The 23602-nt window shown below is 68.2% G+C and carries 18 protein-coding genes; 13 read left to right on the forward strand and 5 right to left on the reverse strand.

Translation table 11 applies throughout. The features are described from left to right. Window positions 1-31: 31 nt before the first annotated feature. The 3 genes from H507_RS0107000 (at window position 32) to H507_RS0107010 (ending at window position 4184) form a co-directional block, all read left to right on the forward strand. On the forward strand, window positions 32-367 hold the full coding sequence (locus H507_RS0107000; protein ID WP_026377904.1) for a hypothetical protein: 336 nt from the start codon (window positions 32-34) through the stop codon (window positions 365-367). Between the two features lie 305 nt (window positions 368-672). After that, entirely contained in the window at window positions 673-1221 is a 549-nt protein-coding gene (gene nrdR, locus H507_RS15335) for a transcriptional regulator NrdR (RefSeq protein WP_084707749.1), read from the forward strand. 83 nt (window positions 1222-1304) lie between these two features. Next, window positions 1305-4184 (forward strand): vitamin B12-dependent ribonucleotide reductase, encoded by a 2880-nt coding sequence (locus H507_RS0107010; RefSeq protein WP_022910015.1) that lies wholly within the window; start codon window positions 1305-1307, stop codon window positions 4182-4184. A gap of 97 nt (window positions 4185-4281) precedes the next feature. Here the strand turns inward: H507_RS0107010 and H507_RS0107015 are convergent, their stop codons facing one another. Next, window positions 4282-5916, reverse strand: a complete 1635-nt coding sequence (locus H507_RS0107015) for a LuxR family transcriptional regulator (RefSeq protein ID WP_022910016.1) — start codon at window positions 5914-5916, stop codon at window positions 4282-4284. Between the two features lie 54 nt (window positions 5917-5970). Continuing rightward, a complete protein-coding gene (locus tag H507_RS0107020; RefSeq protein ID WP_022910017.1) occupies window positions 5971-6195 on the reverse strand; it encodes a tautomerase family protein in 225 nt (74 codons plus the stop codon). 258 nt (window positions 6196-6453) lie between these two features. Here H507_RS0107020 and H507_RS0107030 point away from each other — a divergent pair, with 258 nt between their 5' ends. Next, the gene (locus tag H507_RS0107030; protein WP_026377905.1) at window positions 6454-8043 is read left to right on the forward strand and encodes an ABC-F family ATP-binding cassette domain-containing protein; all 1590 of its coding nucleotides are present in this window, start codon (window positions 6454-6456) and stop codon (window positions 8041-8043) included. Here H507_RS0107030 and H507_RS0107035 read toward each other — a convergent pair. Beyond that, the gene (locus H507_RS0107035; RefSeq protein WP_022910020.1) at window positions 8034-8519 is read right to left on the reverse strand and encodes a DedA family protein; all 486 of its coding nucleotides are present in this window, start codon (window positions 8517-8519) and stop codon (window positions 8034-8036) included. The genes H507_RS0107030 and H507_RS0107035 overlap by 10 nt on opposite strands. A gap of 62 nt (window positions 8520-8581) precedes the next feature. Here H507_RS0107035 and H507_RS0107040 point away from each other — a divergent pair, with 62 nt between their 5' ends. From H507_RS0107040 to H507_RS0107065, 6 genes are all read left to right on the forward strand, one after another. Beyond that, window positions 8582-9517, forward strand: a complete 936-nt coding sequence (locus tag H507_RS0107040; protein WP_026377906.1) for an AEC family transporter — start codon at window positions 8582-8584, stop codon at window positions 9515-9517. Between the two features lie 131 nt (window positions 9518-9648). Further along, entirely contained in the window at window positions 9649-10584 is a 936-nt protein-coding gene (locus H507_RS0107045; RefSeq protein WP_022910022.1) for a T3SS (YopN, CesT) and YbjN peptide-binding chaperone 1, read from the forward strand. Window positions 10585-10591: 7 nt separating this feature from the next. After that, the gene (locus tag H507_RS15340; protein WP_022910023.1) at window positions 10592-10999 is read left to right on the forward strand and encodes a pyridoxamine 5'-phosphate oxidase family protein; all 408 of its coding nucleotides are present in this window, start codon (window positions 10592-10594) and stop codon (window positions 10997-10999) included. After that, complete coding sequence (locus H507_RS0107055; RefSeq protein WP_026377908.1) at window positions 10986-11888, forward strand: universal stress protein; 903 nt, start codon at window positions 10986-10988, stop codon at window positions 11886-11888. Before H507_RS15340 ends, H507_RS0107055 begins: the two co-directional genes overlap by 14 nt. Before the next feature lie 20 nt (window positions 11889-11908). Beyond that, window positions 11909-15763, forward strand: a complete 3855-nt coding sequence (hrpA, locus tag H507_RS0107060; protein WP_022910025.1) for an ATP-dependent RNA helicase HrpA — start codon at window positions 11909-11911, stop codon at window positions 15761-15763. Window positions 15764-15845: 82 nt separating this feature from the next. Further along, window positions 15846-16718 (forward strand): acyl-CoA thioesterase, encoded by an 873-nt coding sequence (locus tag H507_RS0107065; protein WP_022910026.1) that lies wholly within the window; start codon window positions 15846-15848, stop codon window positions 16716-16718. Between the two features lie 119 nt (window positions 16719-16837). Here H507_RS0107065 and H507_RS0107070 read toward each other — a convergent pair whose 3' ends face one another. Beyond that, complete coding sequence (locus H507_RS0107070; RefSeq protein WP_026377909.1) at window positions 16838-17761, reverse strand: sigma-70 family RNA polymerase sigma factor; 924 nt, start codon at window positions 17759-17761, stop codon at window positions 16838-16840. A 300-nt stretch (window positions 17762-18061) separates the two neighbouring features. On the opposite strand from H507_RS0107070, the gene H507_RS15345 reads away from it, so the two are divergent. After that, window positions 18062-19183, forward strand: a complete 1122-nt coding sequence (locus H507_RS15345; protein WP_022910028.1) for a ScyD/ScyE family protein — start codon at window positions 18062-18064, stop codon at window positions 19181-19183. Window positions 19184-19200: 17 nt separating this feature from the next. Here H507_RS15345 and H507_RS0107080 read toward each other — a convergent pair whose 3' ends face one another. Then, a complete protein-coding gene (locus H507_RS0107080; protein WP_022910029.1) occupies window positions 19201-21396 on the reverse strand; it encodes a S9 family peptidase in 2196 nt (731 codons plus the stop codon). 163 nt (window positions 21397-21559) lie between these two features. Between H507_RS0107080 and H507_RS0107090 the strand changes: the two genes are divergently transcribed. Then, window positions 21560-22942, forward strand: a complete 1383-nt coding sequence (locus H507_RS0107090; protein ID WP_245558890.1) for an RNA polymerase sigma factor — start codon at window positions 21560-21562, stop codon at window positions 22940-22942. Next, a complete protein-coding gene (locus H507_RS17265) occupies window positions 22942-23475 on the forward strand; it encodes a GNAT family N-acetyltransferase (RefSeq protein ID WP_022910031.1) in 534 nt (177 codons plus the stop codon). The genes H507_RS0107090 and H507_RS17265 overlap by 1 nt, the downstream gene beginning before the upstream one ends. Window positions 23476-23602: the final 127 nt, after the last annotated feature.

Here is a 23602-nt window from a genome sequence, read left to right on the forward strand (position 1 = left end):
GGATGTCCGGCCCAAGACAGAGGAGTGAACGATGACTGCTGCGGCTACCACCCTGGCCCCCGTCCTTCCCCGCCCCCGAGTTCGTGGGCGCGCCGACCGTCGCCTCTCGACCGGGCCGCGCCCCACCGGACCCCGACTGCATCGCCCTCTCGCGTCCGCACCCACCGCCTCGCCCCTGTCGGCTCGTGCGTGCACCTTGCCCACCGCCGCTCGCGTCGGCGGGCGATCCCTCGCGGTGGTCGAACGCGTCCAGATCACCGAGCGTGGCCTCGCGCTCCTGCTGGGCAGCCTCGCCTGCTTGGTCGTGTTGTCCCTTGCCGTGGTCGTTAACACCTTCCTGGGCTTCTCGAACGCACCCTTGGGCTGAAGGGTCGTCACCCCTGTGGCCGGCCCTGAGGGTCGGACCAGCCACATCTGATGCTCCGTTCGCCACCGGTGGTGATCGGTGGCGTCGAGCAGTCCCACATCTTGTGTCGGCGTGTCGTCGCGGTCCCCTTGACCTGCGCTGATCGCGTGTCTACAGTCACTACATCTAGTAGTTCCGTGGATGTGATTCGTCCACAGGTTGTGGTGAGTTGTCCACTGGTTGGCTGACTTGTCCACATCGTGTCCACAGGTTCATCCCCAGCCCGAGCCGGGATGAAGCGCGAGCAGGTCGAGGAGGTGGGTCGGGTGCACTGCCCCTTCTGCCGCAACACGGATTCACGTGTCCTGGACTCGCGCGCCTCGGACGACGGGACGTCCATCCGTCGCCGCCGCCAGTGCCCCGCCTGCGAGCGTCGATTCACCACCGTCGAGCAGATGCAACTCGTGGTCGTGAAGAAGTCCGGTGTGGTCGAGCCGTTCAGCCGCGACAAGGTCGTCCAGGGTGTCCGCAAGGCCTGCAAGGGCCGGCCCGTGAGCGATGCCGACCTCGCCAAACTCGGGCAGCGGGTGGAGGAGGCTCTCCGCTCGTCCGGCATGGCCGAGGTTCCCACCGAGGAGGTGGGGGTCGCCATCCTGGGGCCGTTGTCGGAGCTCGACCCTGTCGCCTACCTCAGGTTCGCCTCGGTGTACAAGCACTACGAGTCGGTCGACGACTTCGCCGCCGAGATCGCGGCCATGCGCGAAGGTGCGCAGGTTGATCCCGACGTCGAAGCCGTCGCCCAACCCGACCGGGTCCGCAAACATCGCGCGAGTTCCCCGGCCTCTGCCCAGCCCACCCTTGAATCCATCGGCTGACCCCCATTCAGCAGTCGACGCCCCCAGCACCGCCCCCGCCCCTGACGCCGTCAGGTCACCACCAAGAAGAGGAAGTTCCCGCCATGAGCGAAACCACCCGCTCGACCCGTCGGTCGGGCAAGAAGTCGTCAGGCCTGACGATCGACCGTGTGTTCTCCCGCGAGGGATCGCATCCCTTCGACGACGTCACCTGGGAGAAGCGCGACGTCGTGCAGACCAACTGGCGAACCGGCGAGACCGTGTTCGAGCAGCGTGGGGTGGAGTTCCCCTCGTTCTGGAGCCTGAATGCTTCGACGATCGTGACCACCAAGTACTTCCGTGGCGCCGTGGGAACCGACGCGCGCGAGACGAGCCTGCGCCAGCTCATCGACCGCGTGGTGAAGACCTACACCCGTGCCGGCATCGAGAACGACTACTTCGCCTCGGACCTCGACGCAGAGATCTTCGAGCACGAACTGGCGTGGATGCTGCTGCACCAGTACTTCAGCTTCAACTCGCCGGTCTGGTTCAACGTCGGCACCCAGAGCCCCCAGCAGGTCTCGGCCTGCTTCATCCTGTCGGTCGACGACTCGATGGACTCGATCCTCAACTGGTACAAGGAAGAGGGATTCATCTTCAAGGGCGGCTCGGGTGCCGGTCTGAACCTGTCGCGGATCCGCTCCTCGAAGGAACTGCTCAGCTCCGGTGGCACGGCATCCGGCCCGGTGTCGTTCATGCGCGGCGCCGACGCGTCCGCGGGAACCATCAAGTCGGGTGGCGCCACCCGTCGCGCCGCCAAGATGGTGGTGCTTGACGTCGACCACCCGGACATCGAGGAGTTCGTCGAGACCAAGGCTCGCGAGGAGAACAAGATCCGGGCCCTGCGCGACGCAGGTTTCGACATGGACCTCGGCGGCCGTGACATCACCTCGGTGCAGTACCAGAACGCCAACAACTCCGTCCGCGTGACCGATGAGTTCATGCGCGCCGTCGAGGAGGACGGGCTCTTCGGCCTGCGTTCGCGTGGCGACGGCTCGATCATCGAGGAGGTGCACGCCAAGGAGTTGTTCGGCAAGATCGCCAAGGCGGCCTGGGAGTGCGCCGACCCGGGCATCCAGTACGACGACACCATCAACGCCTGGCACACCAACCCCGAGACCGGACGCATCACTGCGTCCAACCCCTGCTCGGAGTACATGAGCCTCGACAACTCCTCGTGCAACCTGGCCAGCCTGAACCTGATGAAGTTCCTGACCGACAAGGACACCTTCGACACGGAGTCGTTCGTGAAGGCCGTCGAGCTGATCTTCACGGCGATGGACATCTCCATCTGCTTCGCCGACTTCCCCACCGAGGCGATCGGCCAGACCACCCGTGACTACCGCCAGCTGGGCATCGGCTACGCCAACCTCGGCGCCCTGCTGATGGCCCTCGGCAAGGGCTATGACTCCGAGGGTGGTCGTTCGCTCGCCGCTGCCATCACCTCTCTGATGACCGGCGCCGCCTACCGTCGCTCCGCCGAACTCGCGTCGGTGGTCGGCCCCTACAACGGCTACGCCCGCAACCAGGCCGCTCACCAGAAGGTGATGCGCAAGCACCAGGCCGCCAACGACGACCTGCGCACCCTCGGTTCCCTCGACGGTGACGTGCACAAGGCCGCGACCCGCGAGTGGGAGAACGTGGTCAAGCTGGGCAAGACCAACGGCTTCCGCAACGCACAGGCTTCGCTGCTCGCCCCCACCGGAACCATCGGCTTCATGATGGACTGCGACACCACCGGCATCGAGCCCGACTTCTCGCTGGTCAAGTTCAAGAAGCTCGTCGGCGGCGGCTCCATGCAGATCGTCAACCAGACCATCCCGCGGGCCCTGAAGAACCTGGGCTACTCCACCGAGACGGCCGAGGCCATCGTGGAGTTCATCGCGGAGCACGGTCACGTGATCGACGCCCCCGGCCTCAAGCCCGAGCACTACGAGGTCTTCGACACCGCCATGGGCGCCCGCGCGATCAAGCCGATGGGCCACGTGCGCATGATGGCCGCGACCCAGCCCTTCCTGTCGGGTGCCATCTCGAAGACGGTCAACCTGCCCGAGAGTGCGACCGTCGAGGAGATCGCCGACGTCTACCTGCAGGGATGGAAGCTGGGCCTGAAGGCCCTGGCCGTCTACCGCGACAACTGCAAGGTCGGTCAACCCCTGTCCGATGCGAAGAAGAAGGACGAGAAGGCGCCCGAGGCCGTCGCCGCAGCAGCGCCTGCGCCCGAGGTGCGCGTCGAGTACCGTCCTCGCCGCACCCGTCTGCCCAAGTCGCGTTCGGGTCACACCACCTCGTTCTCGGTGGCCGGAGCCGAGGGCTACATGACCACCAACGACTACCAGGACGGCCGTCTGGGTGAGGTCTTCCTCAAGCTGGGCAAGCAGGGCTCCACCCTGGCCGGCGTGATGGACGCCTTCTCGATCGCCATCTCGGTGGCCCTGCAGTACGGCGTTCCGCTGGAGACCTACGTCCAGAAGTTCACCAACCTCAAGTTCGAGCCGGCCGGCATGACCGACGACGCCGACATCCGCATGGCCCAGTCGATCATGGACTACATCTTCCGCCGCCTGGCGCTGGACTACCTATCGTTCGACGAGCGCTCCGAGCTCGGGGTCTACACCGCCGCCGAGCGAGCCCGCTACGTCGAGACCGGCACCTACCTCTCCGAGGAGGACGAGGCGGGAATGCCCGAGGCGGAGCAGCTCAAGAACGACGAGGCCGACAACCGTCGCTTCGACGAGGCGGGCGCGAACCAGCCGTCGCTGGTGGCGGCTGAGCCGGTGGCCACCCCGGCCCCGGGTTCGGCTCACACCACGGCCGAGCTGATGGAGGCGATCACCGGCATGTCGGTGGATGCCCCCCTCTGCATGACCTGCGGCACCAAGATGCGTCCGTCGGGCTCGTGCTACGTCTGCGAGGGCTGCGGGTCGACCTCCGGCTGCAGCTGAGACCCATCTGATTCACGGCATCTGTGGCTCCCCGCGTCGGGCTGGACTCCTGGAGGCCAGCCCGACGCGGCGTCCACGACGCCCGGCGGTTGGCTCGTCACAGCAGGTGATGACTGAGCGCGTGCGCGACGGCACCCGCTCGGGTGGGCTGCTCCAGCTTGCCGAGGATGTGGGACAGGTGACGGTGGACGGTGTGCGGACTCACGGTCAGGGTCTGGGCGATCTGCTGGTTCGTCATCCCCTGGGCGACGCACCGGAGGATCTCGACCTCACGTTCGGTGAGGACCGGCCTCGTCTCGTGTCGGCCGGACAGCTGGCCCCTGAGCCGGATCGCATCGTCGAGGCGCTCCCTCGCACCCAGACCCTCGAGCAGCTCGATCGCCCTCCCCACCTGCTCGCCGGCCCCGCCCTCGTCCCCCAGAGCAAGGAGAGCCGTGGCCAGGGCGAGCCTGCTCTCACCTTCGTCGAAGGGCAGACGGGACTCGTGGAACCAACGCACAGCGGTGTGCCACTGCGCCACCGCCTCTGAGCCGACCGCCAGAGTGGCATCGGCCGCGGCTGCGAGCCCCTGCAGGGGACCATTCCCGACCAGGCCGGCTGTCGTCCTCAGTTCGTCGGCGCAGTTGCGCGCGGCTTCCTCGTCACCGGCCGCGAGCGCTGTTTGGACGGCGGGCAGCAGGAAGCTGGCTCGCACGGTGCGCTGGTGTTCAGGAATGCCGGCCAGCACTCCACTGATGGCCGTCCATGCCTGCATCCTCTCGCCCCGTGACAGCCGGATCATCGCCTGCGACACGATCGCCCCGGGCTCGAACTCGGCCTGCCGGAGCAGTTCCTCTGCCTCCCTGATCCGCCCCTGTCGACGGCGAAGCTCACCCAGGAGCACTACGGCATCGAGACGGGAGTGGCGACGGGACGGGACGGCCTCGTCCATCACCTCGGTGAGGTTGGTCTCCGCCTGCGACCAGGTTCCCCGCTCGATCAGCACCGACGAGTGCTGGATGCGGCAGGCGGTGAACAACGGGCTCAGTTGTCGGCGCTCGCAGACCGTCTCGACCCGTCGGCACCACTCGTCAGCCCGCGACAGGTCTCGGGTCTGCTGGCAAGCGATGATGAGCCAGCAGTAGATCTTGCCCATCCACATCGCGTCCCGCACCTCGCCCGTCGTGGCAGCCGTCACCGCACGGTCGAGCAGGGGAGCGCCTTCCTCGGGGCATCCAGCCAGGGTCAGGGCCAGTCCCGCCAATGCCGTTGCCGCATGGCTGAGGTCGGCGTCCTGCTGCCGAACCCCCACAGCCGCAGCCTGCTCGGCCCAGGCCTGGGCAAAGGGCGGGTCGCCCTGCGCCGCGATGACCGCCTCCGCCTCGCGTACGGCCAGCCATCCTTGCTCCACCGTCTCCGGCAGGCGATCGAGCAGCCCGTGAGCCAGGCCCCGCCATCCGCGAGCCACCGCCTCCCCCTCACCGAAGAGCAGGGAGTCATAGCCCAACGAGGTGGCCGCGCGGGCGGCGCCGAGGTCGTCCGCTTGGTCGCGATACAGCCGATACGCCGACTCGCGGGCTGCCAGGCAGCCGGCACCATCGTCCAGCCACCACAGGGCTTGCGCCAGGCCCTCGTATGCGCCTCCATCGGGCCGTTCGGCGAGCTGGCGCAGGAAGCAGTCGCGGGCCGCCCCCCAGCGCCCCGCGCGCAGGTGCTGGTCGGCGGAATCCTCGGCCCCAGCGCGGCTCCCCATGGTGAGAGTGTCCCCTCAGTCCCACGGCGGCGCAACGATCCCGACGTGCACGGCTCAGGCCGGCCCTCCCTTGGCCAGGGCCTTCACGTCCTCGGTGCTCAGGGGATTCCCGGCGATACCCCACGACCCGCTCTTCACCTCCTCGACGACGCACCACGTGACCGGGCGCATGTTCTCGCCCTCGATCGCCACCATGGCATCGGTCAGCCCGCGCACGATCTGCTGGGTCTGCTCGGGGGTGAAGACGTTCTCGATGACCTTCACGTTGATGAATGGCATGACGTGCTCCTTCGTGCTGCACCTGCGCGGATCGCAGCTGCAGGATCAACCCTGCTCGTGGCGCCCCGGCTCCCGCATCGACACGGTGGGCCATTCCTGACCGGACGTGTCCATGGCCCGCACGGGCCATGGCGGGGCCCGAAAATCCCGCGACGCCATGGCGAGCGTGGCGCTAGGCTGGGCGTCATGACAGATCGCTGACCTGCCCTCGTCCCCAGGCCGCCGCCCGCGGTGGCCCAGTTCCACGCGGAGTCAGTCATGCAATCCTTCATCCTCGACGGCGTCTCGTTCACCCACGATGGACGCCCTCTCCTCACCGACCTGAGCCTCACGGCAGCCCCCGGGCAACGGGTCGCCCTGATCGGCGAGAACGGATCAGGCAAGTCAACCGTCCTGCACCTGGCCGCTGGCGCGCTGGTGCCCCAGTCGGGCACCATCGTCCGACCCTCCAGGGTGGGCATGCTGCACCAGCACCTGCCGTTCCGCCACACCGACTCCGTCGGCGACGTGCTCGAGCGGGCCCTGGTGCCCACCCGGACGCTGCTGGCCGACCTCGATCGTGCCGCCGAGGCGCTGGCCCACGACCCGGGTGCGGGTGCGCGCTACGCCACCCTGCTCGATGAGGCGGAACAGGTCGGCGCATGGACGATCGAACCCCGGGTCGAGGCGGCACTGGCAGGTCTCGGCTTGGCCGAGGTGTCCCAACAACGGACCGTCACCAGCCTGTCGGGTGGTCAGCGCTCCCGGCTCGCGCTGGCCTCCTTGCTGCTGGAACGTCCCATCGGTCTGCTGCTGGACGAACCGACCAACCACCTGGACGACACCGCCCTCGACTTCCTGGCTGGTGAGCTGTCGAACTGGGGTGGCCCGGTGCTGTTCGCCAGCCACGACCGGCACTTCCTTGACACGGTGGCCACCAGGATCGTCGACCTCGACCCGGCCAGCTCAGCCGTCGGTGAGCTCAGGGTCGGCGTCACCACCACCGGGCGGTACTCCGACTACTTGGCCCAGCGAGAGAGCGAACGCAGGGCGTGGGACGAACGTTTCGGTGCCGAACGGCAACGGATCAACGAACTCCGTCATGAGGTCGCCCACGGGGCTCGTCAGGTGTTCCACACCTCGGCTCCCAAGACCGAGCAGCGCGGGTCGAAGAAGTTCTACTCCGACAAGGCCTCGGCCACCATTGCCCGGCGGGTCAACCGCGCGCGTGCCAGCCTCGAGCAGGTCGAGCGGGAGCAGGTGCGCAAGCCCCCTTCGGCGCTGCGCTTCACCGGATTCGGCGGGCGACCCCTCGACGGCGACGAGGTGCTGGTGAGTCTGCAGCAGGTCAGCGTCAACCACCGTCTGGCTGAGCTCAGCCTGGACCTGCGGGGTCGTGACCGCGTACTGGTGACCGGCGCCAACGGTTCGGGCAAGTCCACACTGGTCTCTGTCGTGAACGGCACCCTACGGCCCGATCAGGGCCGCCGCCTGGTGCGCCGTGGCCTGAGGATCGGGACCCTCACCCAGGACACGACCCCCACCGACCTCGATGCGACCCCAGCCGAACTGTTCCAGGATGTCGGGCGTTCGCTCTCCGACCTGGGGCTGGTGGCCGGACGCGACCAGCACCGACCGCTGGGGGAGCTGTCCCTGGGAACGCGCAAGCGGGTCGAGCTGGCTCGTCTGGTCGCCGACCCCCCGCACCTGCTGCTGCTGGACGAGCCCACCAACCACCTGGCCCTGGGACTGGCCGAAGAGCTCGAACGGGCCCTCGACGAGTTTCCCGGCGCCGTGCTGATCGCCAGTCACGACCGCTGGCTGAGGCAGCGGTGGCGTGGCCAGGTCATCACTCTGGGTCAGGACTGAGCCGGCTGCACCTCTCCTCGCCTCCGCACGATCACGAACGCGGTCAGGGCGGCCACAGCGATCGCCAGAGCCGACCAGGCCGCCACGGGGGAGCGCTCGTGCAGAGCTGCCACCGAACGGAACCCGACGAACCCCACGGTCGAGTAGATGAGGGCCCACAGCACACATCCCACGGTGACTGCCGGCAGGTAGTGGGCCAGGCGCATCCGAGTGGCGCCCGCGGCCAGGTTGACGACCGTCTGGATTCCCACCGTGAGGAAGGAGACCGACACCACGGGCGGACCCCAACGGTCGATCCAGCCCAGCACCCGCCGGTACCGGGCCGACTGGACCAGACGGAGCAGTCGAGGGTGCCGTGAGGCTGAGGCGCCCAACCCACGCCCCAGCCAGTAGGTGGCGTTGGCGCGCAGCATGACGATGACGAACAGGGCCGCCGCGATGACAGCCCACGGGGCTTCCCAGTCGAGCGGGTTCATCGGATCATCCTAGCCAGCGGTGTCGTCGAGGCCGGTCCGCCTCCAGCCCGTAGCCTGTGGGGGTGATCGACGTCCTGCTCGGGTTCCTGACCATCTGGGTGGTGATCGGTGTCGGCTGGCTGCTCGCGCACGTCGGGGTGCTCGACGAGACGGCCCAGCAGGTCCTGGGCAAGGTGACCTTCTTCATCGGCTCACCGGCCCTGCTGTTCGCCATGATGGCGCGAGCCGACCTGAAACGCGTCTTCGCCATGAACCTGTTGGTCAGCTTCATCGCTGCCGTGTCGGCCTCGCTGCTCTTCCTCGCCATCTCGCTGGTGGTACGTCCGCACCTCGAGCGCGCCCCCCGGATCATCGGCACCTTCGCGTCCGGTTACGTGAACGCCGCCAACCTGGGCATCCCGATCGCCGCCTACGTGCTCAAGGACGTGACCTGGGTGGCTCCGATCCTGCTGATCCAGGTCGGCGTGCTGCAACCGATCTGCCTGTCACTGCTCGACGCCGACGCTGCCCGCGAGAGTGGACGAAGCCCGAGCCTGCTCCGGAACCTCTCCCTGCCGTTCCGCAACCCGATGACCGTGGCCACCCTGCTCGGTCTGGTCGTGAACCTCGCCGACTGGAGGATCCCCACCCCCGTCGCCGACCCCCTCGAACTGTTGGGTGCCCTCGCCGTGCCCTGCATGTTGCTCGCCTATGGACTGTCGCTCAGACTGGGCCCGCTGCCGGGTCGCGGGGGAGCGGGCTTCGAGACCGCGCTGGCGAGCGTCCTGAAGCTCGTCGTCCAACCCCTGATCGCCTGGGGACTCGCGGTGGCGTTCAGACTCGATCCCATCCAGACCTTGGCCGTGACCGTGATCGCTGGCCTGCCGACGGCCCAGAACGTCTTCGTCTGGTCGGTGCGCTACTCGCGGGGAATCGTGCTGGCCCGCGACGTGGTGTTCATCACCACCATTGCCTCGATCCCGACCATCACCGTGATCGCCGCGCTGGTCCATCGCTGAGCCCTGCCACGCCGGAGGGCCCGGTGCCCGGCCGTGCCGTCCACGACGTCACCGGCTGGCGGCCTCACCGGGTCGGATCGGCGGACGGCTGGATTCCTCGTGGGTTAGGTTGACGGGTGGAAGGAGGGCCCATGCCCGATCAGGACTTCGATCTCGACCGCAGTGTCGCCCAGGCGTGGGAGCAGTTCGCCGAGCGGCTGGCCGACGTCATCTCGGTGATCGCCGACGGCGAGTTGACCATCGGGACGCTCTCGTCGAGCGCCGACGCAGCGCCCTTCGTGCGCTACTCCGTCTCGTCGGAACGGCCGGAGGTCGTGGTGGTCGAGGCCGCCAGCAATGCGGTCCTGGGGGAAGGTTTCCAGCTCGGGGTCGAGCAACTGCACCAGCTCGAAAAGTTGGGCTGGCAGTCACCGACGGTTGACGGTGAGACCCCCAGCCCGAACTTCACCCTGGTCCGCCCCCAGGACGAGTCGGCCTTCCTCGCCGACCTGGGGGTGCGCACGCTGCGTGACGTCTTCGGGGTGCAGCACCCGGTCTTCCTGGCCCCCGACCACTTGGCGGAGGTGCTCCAGGGCAGTGTTCCCGCCGAGGACGAGGCCCACACGCAGCCGTCGCGCTTCGATCCGAGCGACCTGGTGGCCATCATGCCCTCGGGTCGTGCACATCTCGACCAACTGGTCTCCGAGGAACTCGCGCAGATGTTCGGCCACGAGCCGTTGCGCGACTCCGAGGGTGACATCGCCATCCGGGTCGGCTCGACCATGGTCTTCGTCCGCACCACTCCCGACGCCGAGGAGGTGGTGCTGTTCTCGGCCCTCGTGCACGACGTCGAGGGCCGTTCACGGGCCGTCGAGGTGCTCAACGACCTCAATGTCGAGGCCCGCCACGGTCGCTTCGCGCTGCACCGCGACCGCGTCTTCGTGCAGTTGTCAGTGCTCGCGCACCCCTTCGTGCCTGCGCACCTGCACCAGGCGCTCCGCCTGATCAGCGCTGTCGCCGACGGCCTCGACGACGAACTCGCCGCCAAACTGCGCGGCCGCACCACCTTCGACCAACGAGCCGAGTGAGGCACTGATGGAACACGGGCACTTCACCACGATCGACCCCGACGAGTGCCGCACGCTGCTTCGGCAGGCGGGTGTGGGACGACTCGCCTGGGCGGTGGAGGGGCGGGTGCACCTGCTTCCCGTCACCTGCACCAGTGACGGCGAGACGATCTGGTACCGCACCTCGCCGGGCAGCCCACTGGCGGGCGCCGTCGGCGAGGTCGTCTTCGAGATCGATGACCTCGACGACGAGACCAGAACCGGCTGGAGCGTGGTCGCGCGAGGGGTGATGGCCGACTCGGGACGAACTTCCACACCAGCGCCCGAACCGTGGGCACCGGGCGAGAGAGAATTGGGTCGGGCCATCCGAATCACGGAAGTCTCCGGACGATCGGTCGCCCCCGGAACCGAGAGGGATGTCGATGTCTACGCATGAGGAAACGGACGGGCCGGAGCAGTACCGACCGCACGTGTTGGTGGGGGTCGACGGATCCGAGGACGGCCTGCGCGCCGTCGCGTTCGGGGTGCGGGCAGCCCTGGCGCGCAAGGCCGAACTGTTGCTGGTGCACGCCGTCGATGATGCTGTGCTGGCTGGCACCTGGGGTGTCGTCTACGATCCCTCCAGCCTCGAGTCGGCAGCCAGCGAGGTGCTCGCCGAGGCCGTGAAACATGCCGTCGACACGGGGATGGCCGCCGACCAGGTGCACACCGAGGTGGTGCTCGGAAACGCTGCGGCCGTGCTGGCCAAACTGTCGAAGGACGCCACCTTGTTGGTGATCGGACGACGGGCCATCTCCGGTCTGGAGCGCATGTTCGTGGGGTCGACCAGTGTCTCGCTGGCCTCCACCGCGGCCTGCCCCGTGGTGGTCATCTCGAACGCCGTCAACCCAGGCCCGACCGGTGCCCACGGTGTGGTGGGTATCGGCGTCGAGTGCGACAAGCACTCCACCCAGACCTTGAAGGCAGCCTTCGACGAGGCTCGGCTGCGCGGTGCCAGCGTGCTGGCCACCACCGTGCAGGCCAACATCCCTCCCGGCATGTTCGGGGGCTATCGCCTCACCGCCGAGGCCGAGACCGAGATGCGTCACGCCGCCGAGCTGCAGCTCGCCGACATCGTGGGCCGGGTGGCAGGGGGGTACCCGGACGTCCCGCACACCCTGCAGGTCACCCTGGGGCACCCCGTCGAACAACTGATCGCTCTGTCTGCGACCGTCGACCTGCTCGTGCTGGGCATGCGTCCGCCGTCGGTCATCGGCTTCTCCATCGGGGGCGTCACCCGCGCCGTGCTGGCCCACGCCAAATGTCCGCTGCTGGTGGTGCACTGACCGCGTAGGCTGGGCGGGCCATGAACCAGCCCGCCCTCGCCGCCCTGCCCGCCGGCCTCGATCTCACCTGCGCGCCGCAGCTGCCGATCTCGGTCCGGGCCGACGACATCGGCGACCTGCTCGACCGCCACCAGGTGATCGTGGTGGCGGGGGAGACCGGGTCGGGCAAGACCACGCAGTTGCCCAAGATCGCGCTGGCTCGTGGCCGACGGCGCATCGCCCACACCCAGCCCCGTCGGATCGCCGCCCGGTCGGTGGCCGAGCGCCTCGCCAGCGAGATCAACACGCCGCTGGGTGAGGTGGTCGGCTACCAGGTGCGGTTCACCCGACAGGCGGGCCGCGAGACCCGGGTGAAGGTGATGACCGACGGCGTGCTGCTCGCTGAGATCACCCGCGATCGCGACCTGCGTCGCTACGACACGATCATCATCGACGAGGCCCACGAACGCAGCCTCAACATCGACTTCCTGCTGGGCTACCTCAAACAGCTGCTCACCCGCAGGCGCGACCTGAAGGTGGTCATCACCTCGGCCACCATCGACACCGCCCGGTTCTCCGAGCACTTCGAGGGCGCTCCCGTCGTGGAGGTCTCCGGGCGCACCTTCCCGGTCGAGACCCGCTACCGCCCCCTGGGTGACGATGACGACCAGGTCGCCGGCATCAGCGCAGCGGTGGAGGAGTTGGCGGCCGAAGGTCCCGGCGACATCCTCGTCTTCCTGTCGGGGGAGCGGGAGATCCGTGATGCCGCCGAGGCGGTCAGCGCACTGAAGCTGCCCGAGACCGAGGTGCTGCCGCTGTACGCGCGGCTGTCGTCCGCGGAGCAGCAGCGGGTCTTCCAGTCCCACACGGGTCGGCGGGTGGTGCTGGCCACCAACGTGGCCGAGACCTCGATCACGGTTCCCGGCATCCGTTACGTGGTCGATCCCGGAACTGCCAGGGTCAGTCGGTACTCGGCCCGCACGAAGGTGCAGCGGCTGCCCATCGAACCGGTGTCGCAGGCTTCGGCCAACCAGCGCGCCGGACGGTGCGGTCGCGTGGCCCCCGGGATCTGCATCCGCCTGTACTCCGAGGAGGACTACCAGGCTCGTCCCGAGTTCACCGAACCCGAGATCCTGAGGACGAACCTCGCCTCGGTCATCCTGCAGATGGCGCAGGCGGGGCTGGGTGACATCGCGGCTTTCCCGTTCGTCGAGGCCCCCGACTCCGGGCAGATCACCGACGGCATGCGTCTGCTCGACGAATTGGGTGCCCTGGCGCCCGGCAACCGCCATCACCCGAGACTGACGCAGACGGGTCACGCCCTCGCCAAGCTGCCGGTCGACCCCCGACTGGGACGGATGCTGATCGAGGCCCAGCGGCGCGACTGTCTGCGCGAGGTGCTGGTCATCGTCTCCGCGCTCGCGATCCCGGACGTCAGGGAACGGCCCGTCGACAAGCGGCCGCAGGCCGACGCCATGCACGCCCGGTTCACCCGCGAGGTGGTGACAGCGGCTCAGGCCAGCACCGACGACCAGGGCCGGCCACTGCGGCACACCGCCCACACCAACACCCGCAAGGAGCAGGGCCCGCCGGCAGGTGAGGGCGGCGACGTGATGCCGCTGGTGCGACTGTGGAACTACCTGCGTGGGGCCAGACGCGAGTTGTCGGGCAACGCCTTCCGCCGGATGTGCCGAGAGGAGTACCTCAACTTCCTGCGGGTGCGTGAGTGGGAGGACCTGCACGCACAACTGCGGGAACTGTGCAAGGAACTGGGCTGGCACCGCAACCAGTCCGCAGCCGCCACCAGTGACGTGTTGACCAGCGTGCTGGCCGGACTCCTGGGCCACGTCGGACTGGCGGACGTGCGGGAGCCGAGCCCCGCGCGCGGATCAGGCCCACGCAAGCGCACCCGCCCGGGGCCGCGGGAGTACCTCGGTGCCCGTGGCGCCCGGTTCGCGATCAATCCCGGCTCGGTGCTGGCCCGCAACCCACCCCCGCTGGTGATGGCCGTCGAACTCGTCGAGACCAGCCGACTCTGGGCGCGCACGGTGGCCGAGATCCAGGCCGAGTGGGTCGAACAGGTGGCCGAGCACGTGCTCAAGCGGCAGTACTCCGAGCCGCACTGGTCGTCCAACTCGGGTTCAGTGGTGGCCATGGAGCGGGTGAGCCTCTACGGGGTGCCGATCATCGCGGAGCGTCCCGTGAACTACGCCCGGATCAACCCGGTCGAGGCCCGCGAGATCTTCATCCGGCAAGGTCTCGTCGAACAGGCGTGGCCCAATCGCCACGCCGTGCTGGCCCACAACGCCGAAGTGCGGCGACGGGCCGAGGAGATCGAGGAGCGCAGCCGGCGTCGGGACGTGGTCGTTGATGACCAGGTCATCTTCGACTTCTACGACCGTCGCATCCCCGACGAGGTGGTCTCGGCCAGCCACTTCGACGCGTGGTGGCGTCGGGTCGACGACAAGCGACTGCTGGAACTCGACCTCGACGACCTCATTCGGGACGACACCCAGACGTTCGACGAGGGTGCCTTCCCCGACCACTGGCAGGTGGGTGACCTTCGACTCGACGTCCGCTACGTGTTCGAGCCGGGGTCCGGTCACGACGGTGTGACGGTGACCATCCCGATGCGCCTGCTCAACCAGTTGACGGCGGAGCCGTTCAGTTGGCAGGTGCCCGGGTTGCGTCAGGAACTCGCCACCGAACTCATCCGCGGACTGCCGAAACACCTGCGGACCAACTACGTCCCTGCCCCCGACCATGCCCGTGAGGCCCTGCGTTGGCTGGACGGTGATGGCGGCGGAGATCGGTCCGTGCGTTTCGCCGATGAACTCGGACGAGCGCTGACCGCCCTGACCGGTTCCCCGGTGCCGGCAGATGCCTGGCGTCCCGAAGCGGTCCCCGACCACCTGCGAGTCCGGTTCCAGGTGACCTCGAGGGAGGGTTCCGACCGGATCGGCAAGGACTTCGACGAACTGCGCCAGGAGTTGGCGACCCAGCTGAGCCGCACCCTCACCAAGGCCACCCGCGCCGACCGGATCACCGGCCAGACCGCTTGGACGTTCGGTGAGATCCCCGTCACCGTCGAGGTGGGCAGGGGCGGTACGAAGGCCGTCGGCTACCCGGCGTTGACCGACGAGGGAGCATCGGTGGGCCAGGTGGTGCTCGACGCGCCAGCCGCCCAACAGCGCTCGCACCATCGGGGAATCAGGCGCCTGCTGGTGCTGACCAATCCCGACCCCTCCAAATGGGTGGTCTCACACCTGAGCAACCTCGAAAAGGTGGCCCTGCCGCACTCTCCCTACGGTTCGGTCCCCGAACTGCTGGCCGATGCCCGGCTCAAGACTGTCGAGTCGCTGGCGGTCGGTGCGGTCGGTGACCTCAACGGGGTGCGGGATGCAGCCGCCTACGAGGCCGTGGCCCTGCACGTTCGCCAGGAGCAGGCCGACGCGATGCGCAGAGTGGTGTCGTTGGTTGCGCAGACCCTCACGCACCGCCTGGAAGTACAGGAGTTGGTGCGGCAGGATGCGCCGCCGTCTGCCTGCCAGGACGTCTCGCGGCAACTGCGAAACCTCATCTTCCCCCACTTCATCTCTGCCACCCCCGACCCCTGGTTCGCACAACTTCCCCGCTACGTGCAGGCCATGAAGCTGCGGCTCGAGGCAGCCGCCCGCAATCCGGTCCGTGACCGGGAACTGCAGGACCAGGTGGACGAACTCGAGGACGAGTACGCCGCGGTGGTCGACCGCCAACCGCCGGGCCCCCTCACGCCGCAGGTGGAGGAGGTCGCCTTCCTGATCGAGGAACTGCGGGTGGGGCTGTTCGCACAGACCTTGAGGACGGCCGTGCCGATCTCACCCAAGCGGGTGCGGACGGCACTCAAGAAGCTCTGACCAGCCGCGCGTGGGTCGTCCGGGTCGCCGCGGAGGCAGCGGCTCGGTCTCGAGGTCGGCGATCTGTGGTTGAGTGACCTGCGTGCCAGCAACCACCGCCGAACTCGTCGACCTGCTCAGCCTGGAAGAGATCGAACTGGGCCTCTACCGGGGCTCCCACCCCCGGACGACCTGGCAGCGCACCTTCGGTGGACAGGTACTCGCCCAGGCGTTGATGGCCGCCTACGGCACCATGCCCGCCGAGCGCATCTGCCATTCGCTCAACGCCTACTTCCTGCGCCCGGGCTCGACCGACGCACCCATCATCTACGACGTCGAGAGGACCCGCGACGGCCACACGTTCTCGGCGAGACGTGTGCTCGCCCGCCAGCGGGGCACCGTCATCTTCACCCTGAGCGCCAGTTTCCATGAACTGGAGGAAGGACTCGAGCACTCCGACCCGACGCCGGTGAACGTCCCGGCACCCGAGCAGTGCCGCCGCCTCAGCGAGGTGATGAGTGAGCGTTTCGGGTCGGAGAGCAGCCTGTTCCACGAGTGGGACGCTCTCGACGTCCGCTTCGCCGGTGACTCGGGTCGATCGGGGGAGATCAGCCCCAGTTCCCACCGGGCACACATGCGCGTCTGGGTGAGGACGACCGAGGGGTTGCCCGACGACCACCGCCTCCACCAGGCCGTCACCGCCTACCTGTCGGACATGACCCTGCTGGGTGTCTCGACGGTGCCCCACGAGGTGGCCTTCCTGTCGGCGCAGCTGCAGGCCGCCAGCATCGACCATGCGATGTGGTTCCATCGACCGATCAGGGCCGACCAGTGGATCCTCTACGACCAGGTCAGCCCGTCCGCATCGAACGCGCTCGGTTTCTCGATGGGCCGACTCCTGCAGGACGGACTCCAGGTGGCCACCTGCAACCAGGAGGGCCTCATCCGGGTCGTGCCCGGAACCGCACGTCACTGATCGGTGGGGGCGCTGAGCGGGTCGGGTGAACGTGCAGGCGGCACGGGCGGGGACACAGCACCGCCGCCGGCCCCCCGGGAGAACGGGAGCCGACGGCGGGTGCCGGTGTTGGACGTGCCTCAGGCGGCCGTGGTCCTCAGGGCGGCCAAGGCGTTGCGTTCAATCTGGCGCACCCGTTCAGCGGTGATGCCCCAGACTGCCCCGATGTCTGCCAGCTTGGCCTGTCGTCCGTCCAGCAGGCCGTAGCGACGCCGCACCACATCGGCCGAGCGCGCGTCCAAGTTCTTCAACATGCCCTCCAGCACTCCACGGTCCTGCCCGTTGAGCACCTCCTCGTCGGGGCCGGGGGCGTTCTCGCGGGCAATCAGGTCACCCAGCGCGGTGTCGCCGTCCTCGTCGACGGGGGCGTCGAGCGAGACGTGTTCCCGGCTGTAGCGGATCAGCTCGACGACTCGCTCCGGCTCAAGCGCGAGTTCGGCAGCGATCTCCTCGACCTCGGGCTCGCGACCCAGTTGGCGCTCGAGGTTGCGGCGTGCGGCCGAGACCTGGTTGACCTGCTCGGCGACGTGAACGGGCAGCCGGACGATGCGGCCCTGCTGGGCGATACCGCGGCTGATGGCCTGCCGCACCCACCAGGTGGCGTAGGTCGAGAACTTGAATCCCTTGGTGTAGTCGAACTTCTCCACGGCGCGGATCAGACCCGTGTTGCCCTCCTGCACCATGTCGAGCAGGGGCATGGGGGCACGCGAGTACTTGCGGGCGACACTCACCACCAGTCGCAGGTTCGCCCGGACGAAGTGCTGCATGGCGCGGTCGCCGTCGTCGGCGATGGCCTGCAACTCCTCGGTCGTTGCATCAATCCGGCTGGTCACCGTTCCGTCGAGCAGCGCCTGCGCGAACACACCGGCCTCGATCCGGCTGGCGAGTTCGACCTCCTCCTCGGCATTGAGCAGAGGTGTCTTCGCGATCGACTCGAGGTAGAGCCCGACCGCGTCCTTGCCGTCGATTCCGTCACTGCTTCGAGTGCGCGTCCTGGTGGTGATCATCCGGGTGCCCCTTTCATGCGACATTCACCCTGTTCAACGCCCGGAAGGCGAGAAATGTTGCGCGCCACCACCGCGGTTGGCCCCAAGTACGCCAACAGCGATCAGCGAGTAAGACCGTGGTCGTACTCGACCCCGAGAGGACCGGCGAGATCGACCCCATTGACCGTGGGGTACCCGGAAGCGCACGATGGGCGGCAGGGACGCTGACGCAGGCGTCCCGCCGACCCCGGGGCAGCGACGCCTCCGCCGGGTCGGGGGAGCCCGCGGGGGGCGGGCCCAGACAACCAAGGGGGAAACATGCGTGCAGCACATCTGCTAGTCGCCGGCCTGACCATGGCCGGACTCACCCTGGCCGCGCCGGTGGCAGCGACCGCTCAACCCAAACCCGATCCACGGGTGGCCTCCAGCCAATTGGCGGCACCCTTCAACCTGGCCGTCAGCGGCGACACGGTGTACGTCGCAGACGGATTCGCCAACATGGTGGCGACGCTGGGGCCCAACGGGTCCCTCATCCCGGTGGCTGTCGACCAGCCTGGTGCCGCGGGAGTGGCCACCTCGTCCGACGGTTCAGCGCTGGTGTGGACCACCACCGTCACCGACATGGGCACGTTCACCAACACCGCGAGCGGGCTCCACCTCTGGGTGCCCGGCGGCGGCAGCGTCTACGCCGACACGTTCGCCTACGAATCGGCCCACAACCCCGACCAGGTGAACCACTACGGGCTGGTCAATCCCAACCAGTGCGCCCTGGACGCCTTTGCCGAGATGGGCATTCCGGCCTCCTACACCGGTGCGATCGATTCGCATGCGTACTCGGTGACCGCGCTGGGCCATTCCTGGGTGGTCGCCGATGCTGGCGCCAACGCACTGTGGAAGGTGAGTCCCACCGGCGACATCAGCACGTTGGCGGTGCTGCCTCCCCAGCCCACGGTGATCACCGCAGGCGCGGCCTCAGCCCTGGGACTGCCGGATTGCGCGATCGGCCTGACCTACAACTTCGAACCGGTCCCGACCGACGTCGAGGTGGGTCGTGACGGCATGCTCTACGTCACCACGCTGCCCGGGGGGCCCGAGAGTGACGTGCTGGGTGCACGGGGCTCGTTGTGGAAGCTGAACCCGGGCACTGGCGCAGCCATGAAGCTGGCCGGTGGATTCCTCGGAGCCACCAACCTCGCCATCGACAAGTCGGGCCAGATCTTCGTGGCCGAGTACTTCGCCGGTCGGATCACCCTGGTCAAGGCGAGCGGGAAGAAGTCCCACTACCTCGACCTTCCCAACGTCGTGGCCGTCGAGTCCGGTCGCGACGGATCCCTGTGGGCGGGTACGACGATGAGTCTCGACCCGTCGCAGCCGCCGATGCCGGGAACCATCGTGAAGATCAAGGACGGCGTGCCCATGGCCAGGACCGTCCTTCGATGAGGTGCTGACCCGCTGAATCAGTCGTGCCCTGGGTGCTGGCCCGCCACATCGATGATCCAGGCCAGCTCCCAGGCACGTTCCTTCCACTGGTCGTACCGGCCGGTCACCCCCGCGTGGCCGGCCACCATCTCGGTCTTCTGCAGGACGGGACGAGCCAGCTTCTTCGGGATGGTGTGCCGCAACTGCTGCACCCATTTGGTGGGTTCGACGTAGTAGACGCGCGTGTCATTGAGGCCCGTTGTCGCCAGGATCGCGGGGTACTGCACCGGTGCGATGTTCTCGTAGGGGCTGTAGCCCCTCATGTAGGCGTAGACCTCGGGGTCGTGCAGGGGATCGCCCCACTCCTCCCATTCGGTCACCGTGAGGGGGAGCGAGGGGTCGAGGATGGTCGTGAGCGCGTCGACGAAGGCGACGCCGGCGTGCACACCCGCGAACAGGTCGGGTGCGAGATTGGCGATGGCCCCCATCAGCAGACCACCAGCACTGCGCCCCTCGGCCACGAGCCGATCGCTCGAGGTGTAACCGTTGTCGACGAGCCACTTGGCCGAGTCGACGAAGTCGGTGAACGTGTTCTTCTTGGTGAGGGTCTTGCCGTTCTCGTACCAGGCTCGTCCCATCTCGCCGCCGCCACGGATGTGGGCGATCACGAACACGAAGCCACGGTCGAGCAGTGACAGCCGACTGACGGCGAAGGCGGGCGGGATCGAGATCTCGTAGGAGCCGTAGCCGTACAAAAGGCAAGGCGCCGTGCCGTCGAGGGGAGTGTCGCGTCGGCGGACGATCGACAGCGGGATCAGGGTGCCATCCGTGGCCCGCGCCCACTGCCGTTCCGAGACGTGGTCCTCAGGACGGTAGGCGCCGCGGACGGGGTGGTCGCGCACCTGCGTCTGCTTCAACTGCACCAGTTCACCGCGGTCGACGAGGTAGTCGTGCACCGTGGTGGGTGTCACCAAGGAGGTGTAGGTGAGTTGGAACCGATCGGTGTCGATGTCCTCCGAGCCGGTGGTCTGGGCGTCGTAGACCTGCTCGGGGAACTCCAGGTCGGTGACGCCGTCACCGCGGTGCACCTGCACCCCGGCGATGCCGTCGCGTCTACGGGAGACGACGACGAAGTCGCGGTAGGCCTCGACCGCGGTGTAGCGCACCCCCTCCGCGGGGGCGGCGACGCTCGTCCATCGGTGCCGAGGCGCCAACTCCGCAGCCGACTCGTCCCACACCAGTGGGCACGACGAGACCTCGAAGTCGGGGGAGTTCTGGTTGTGCAGCAGGTAGAGCACACCGTCTCCCACCTCGACCCCGTACTCGACGCCCTCGACCTTCTCGGCGACCCGCACCGGCTTCGCCGTCGGCTGCGCAGCCGGGAGCAGGAAGGCCTCACTGGTGAGCTTCGAGCCGTTGTGGATGATGATCCAGTTCTCGTCGCGGGAGGCGTCGACCCCGACCCAGTAGCGCTCGTCGGTCTCCTCGAAGACCAACACGTCGGACGAGGGGTCGCTGCCCAACGTGTGGAGCCAGACCTGGTGGGGACGCCAGGCCTCGTCGACCCGCTGGTAGAACAGGTGCTGCTGCCCTGCCCAGGTCGCCCCGTGGGCGATGTCGGTCACGACCGGTCCGCCCGGATGACTGGCCCCCAGCGCATCGGGGTGCCCGCCGTCGCCGATCTGCTGGAGGTCGAGGCGTCGCACCCAGAGGTCGTAGCGCTCGTCACCGGAGTTGTCGACCGAGAAGGCGAGCAGGGTGCCGTCGGGTGAGACGGTGAGCGCTCCCAGCGAGAAGAACTCGTGCCCCTGGGACTCGAGGTTCGCGTCGAGCAGCACCTGCTCGCCCGGGATCTCGGCCTCCCCGAGCTGGGGGGCGTGGTCGCGGTCGGTGGCCGGCGCGCGGCAGTACAGCTGGTAGGCACTGCCCTCGACCGTGCGGCTGTAGTACCACCATGCGTCGCCGCCGCGGTGGCGGGTGAAGGAGGGCACCGACAGGTCGGTCTCCTGGGTGCGCACCTTGATGTCGTCGAACAGTTCCTGACGCAAGCCCTCCAGGTGAGCGGTCATGGCGTCCGCGTAGGCGTTCTCGGCATTCAGCAGCTCGATCACCTCGGGGTTGGCCTTGTCGCGCAGCCACTCGTAGGGGTCGTCGAAGACGTCACCGTGGTGGCGGCGCGGGTGAGGACGGCGATCGGCGACGGGCGGCTGGGGACGGGAGGACTGGTCAAACATGTGCCAAGGCTAGTGGCAGCTTGGGTGAGCGAACGTGGCGTGGCATGATGGACGACACGGGTCTTGACAGCCACCGGCTTTCCTGCGCCCTCGAAGCGATTCGCGAGACTGAAGAGGATCCCCAGTGACGCCACGTTCCACCGGTCAGAAGCCCGCCGAAGACATCACCCCTGAGGCACCGGCGACGACCCGACGGACGAGGGCCACCACAGCCAAGTCCGCACCCGTCGGCGCCTCGGCCAAGGCTGCGCCCTCCACCAAGACCACTGCGGCCACCAAGACCACTGCGGCAACCGGGACCACTGCCCCAACCAAGGCTGCCCCCAAGACAACGGCCGCCACCAAGGCCGCCCCCCGCAAGTCGGTCAGCCGAGCAGCAAAGGCCGCCCCGACCGTGGCCGAGACCGTCGAGCAGGTTGCCAACCGCGAGATCGAGGTCGTCGCAGAGCGTGACGGCGATGACCTGGTGCTGACCGTCGGGGGCAAGAAGCGCAATCTCGACGACGTCGACGACGCGCAGTTCGTGCCCGAGAAGGAGGCTCCCCTCGAGAAGGAGCTGACCGAGGACCAGGGCTTCAGTCTCTCGGACGCCGACGACGCCGACGAGCCGGAGCAGCAGGTGGTCACCGCCGGTGCGACTGCCGACCCCGTCAAGGACTACCTCAAGCAGATCGGCAAGGTCGCCCTGCTGAACGCCGAGATGGAGGTGGAACTGGCCAAGCGGATCGAGGCCGGCCTGTTCGCCGACGAGCAACTGAACGATCCCGAGACGGTCGTCTCTGCCGCCGACCTCGAGGACTTCGAGTGGATCGCGGCCGACGGTCGCAAGGCCAAGAACCACCTGCTCGAGGCCAACCTTCGTCTGGTCGTGTCCCTGGCCAAGCGCTACACGGGGCGCGGCATGCTCTTCCTCGACCTGATCCAGGAGGGCAACCTCGGCCTCATCCGCGCGGTCGAGAAGTTCGACTACACCAAGGGCTACAAGTTCTCGACCTACGCGACCTGGTGGATCAAGCAGGCCATCACCCGGGCCATGGCCGACCAGGCCCGCACCATCCGCATTCCGGTGCACATGGTCGAGGTCATCAACAAGCTGGCTCGTGTGCAGCGGCAGATGCTGCAGGACCTCGGACGTGAACCCACCCCGGAGGAACTGGCCAAGGAACTCGACATGACCCCCGAGAAGGTCGTCGAGGTGCAGAAGTACGGGCGTGAACCCATCTCGCTGCACACCCCCCTGGGCGAGGACGGGGATTCCGAGTTCGGTGACCTGATCGAGGACTCCGAGGCCATCGTGCCGGCCGACGCCGTCAACTTCACGCTGTTGCAGGAGCAACTGCACGACGTTCTCGACACGCTCTCCGAGCGCGAGGCCGGTGTGGTGCAGATGCGCTTCGGCCTGACGGACGGTCAGCCCAAGACGCTCGACGAGATCGGCAAGGTCTACGGGGTCACCCGCGAGCGCATCCGGCAGATCGAGTCGAAGACGATGTCGAAGCTGCGTCACCCCTCGCGTTCCCAGGTGCTGCGCGACTACCTCGACTGATGTCGCCACGAGACGCCCGTCGGCTCGACGGGCGCTTCCGGATCCGGCAGGCCGCCTTGGCGGACCTGCCGGAGCTGGCCCGGGTGAGGGCACGGGCGTGGTGGCCCGGTTGCGACGAGAATGCCCCCAGCCCGAACCTCTGTGACGCGGACATCGATCGGGTTGCCAGACAGTGGCTCGGGGAGGCCCAGCGCGGTGGCTACTACTGGGGTGTGGTCGACTCCCGTGTCCCGGCGGATCAGGGTGTCGTGTGGGTGGGGGTCGCCCATGCCCGGGCAGCCTGTGAGGAGGGTGCCCCGGCACCTCTGGAGCTGGCGGTCCTGCACCTGCTCGAGGTGGCCCGGGGCTCCGGGATCGCCGATCGGCTGTTGCAGATGGCCATCGGTGACGCTCCTGCGTATCTGTGGCTGCAGGTCGACAACCCGCGAGCCGCGGCCTTCCTGGGGCGCCACGGTTTTCGTCCGGACGGGGTGACCCGACCCGCTGGCAGCGTGCCCGCCGGACGCTCGGAGACACGGCTCGTCCGGGACTGACGTCCGGCTGTCGTCCGGGCTTCGTGCAAGGGCGGGTTCGGCGCCGCCCGCGCACAACCATTGCGCAGTTCAGGTGCGCGAAATGAACGCATCGCTCAGCCGTGTCATGCCTTGTCAATCCGCTGTT

It is taken from the genome of Aestuariimicrobium kwangyangense DSM 21549 (genome assembly GCF_000421525.1).
Classification (GTDB): Bacteria; Actinomycetota; Actinomycetes; order Propionibacteriales; family Propionibacteriaceae; genus Aestuariimicrobium; species Aestuariimicrobium kwangyangense.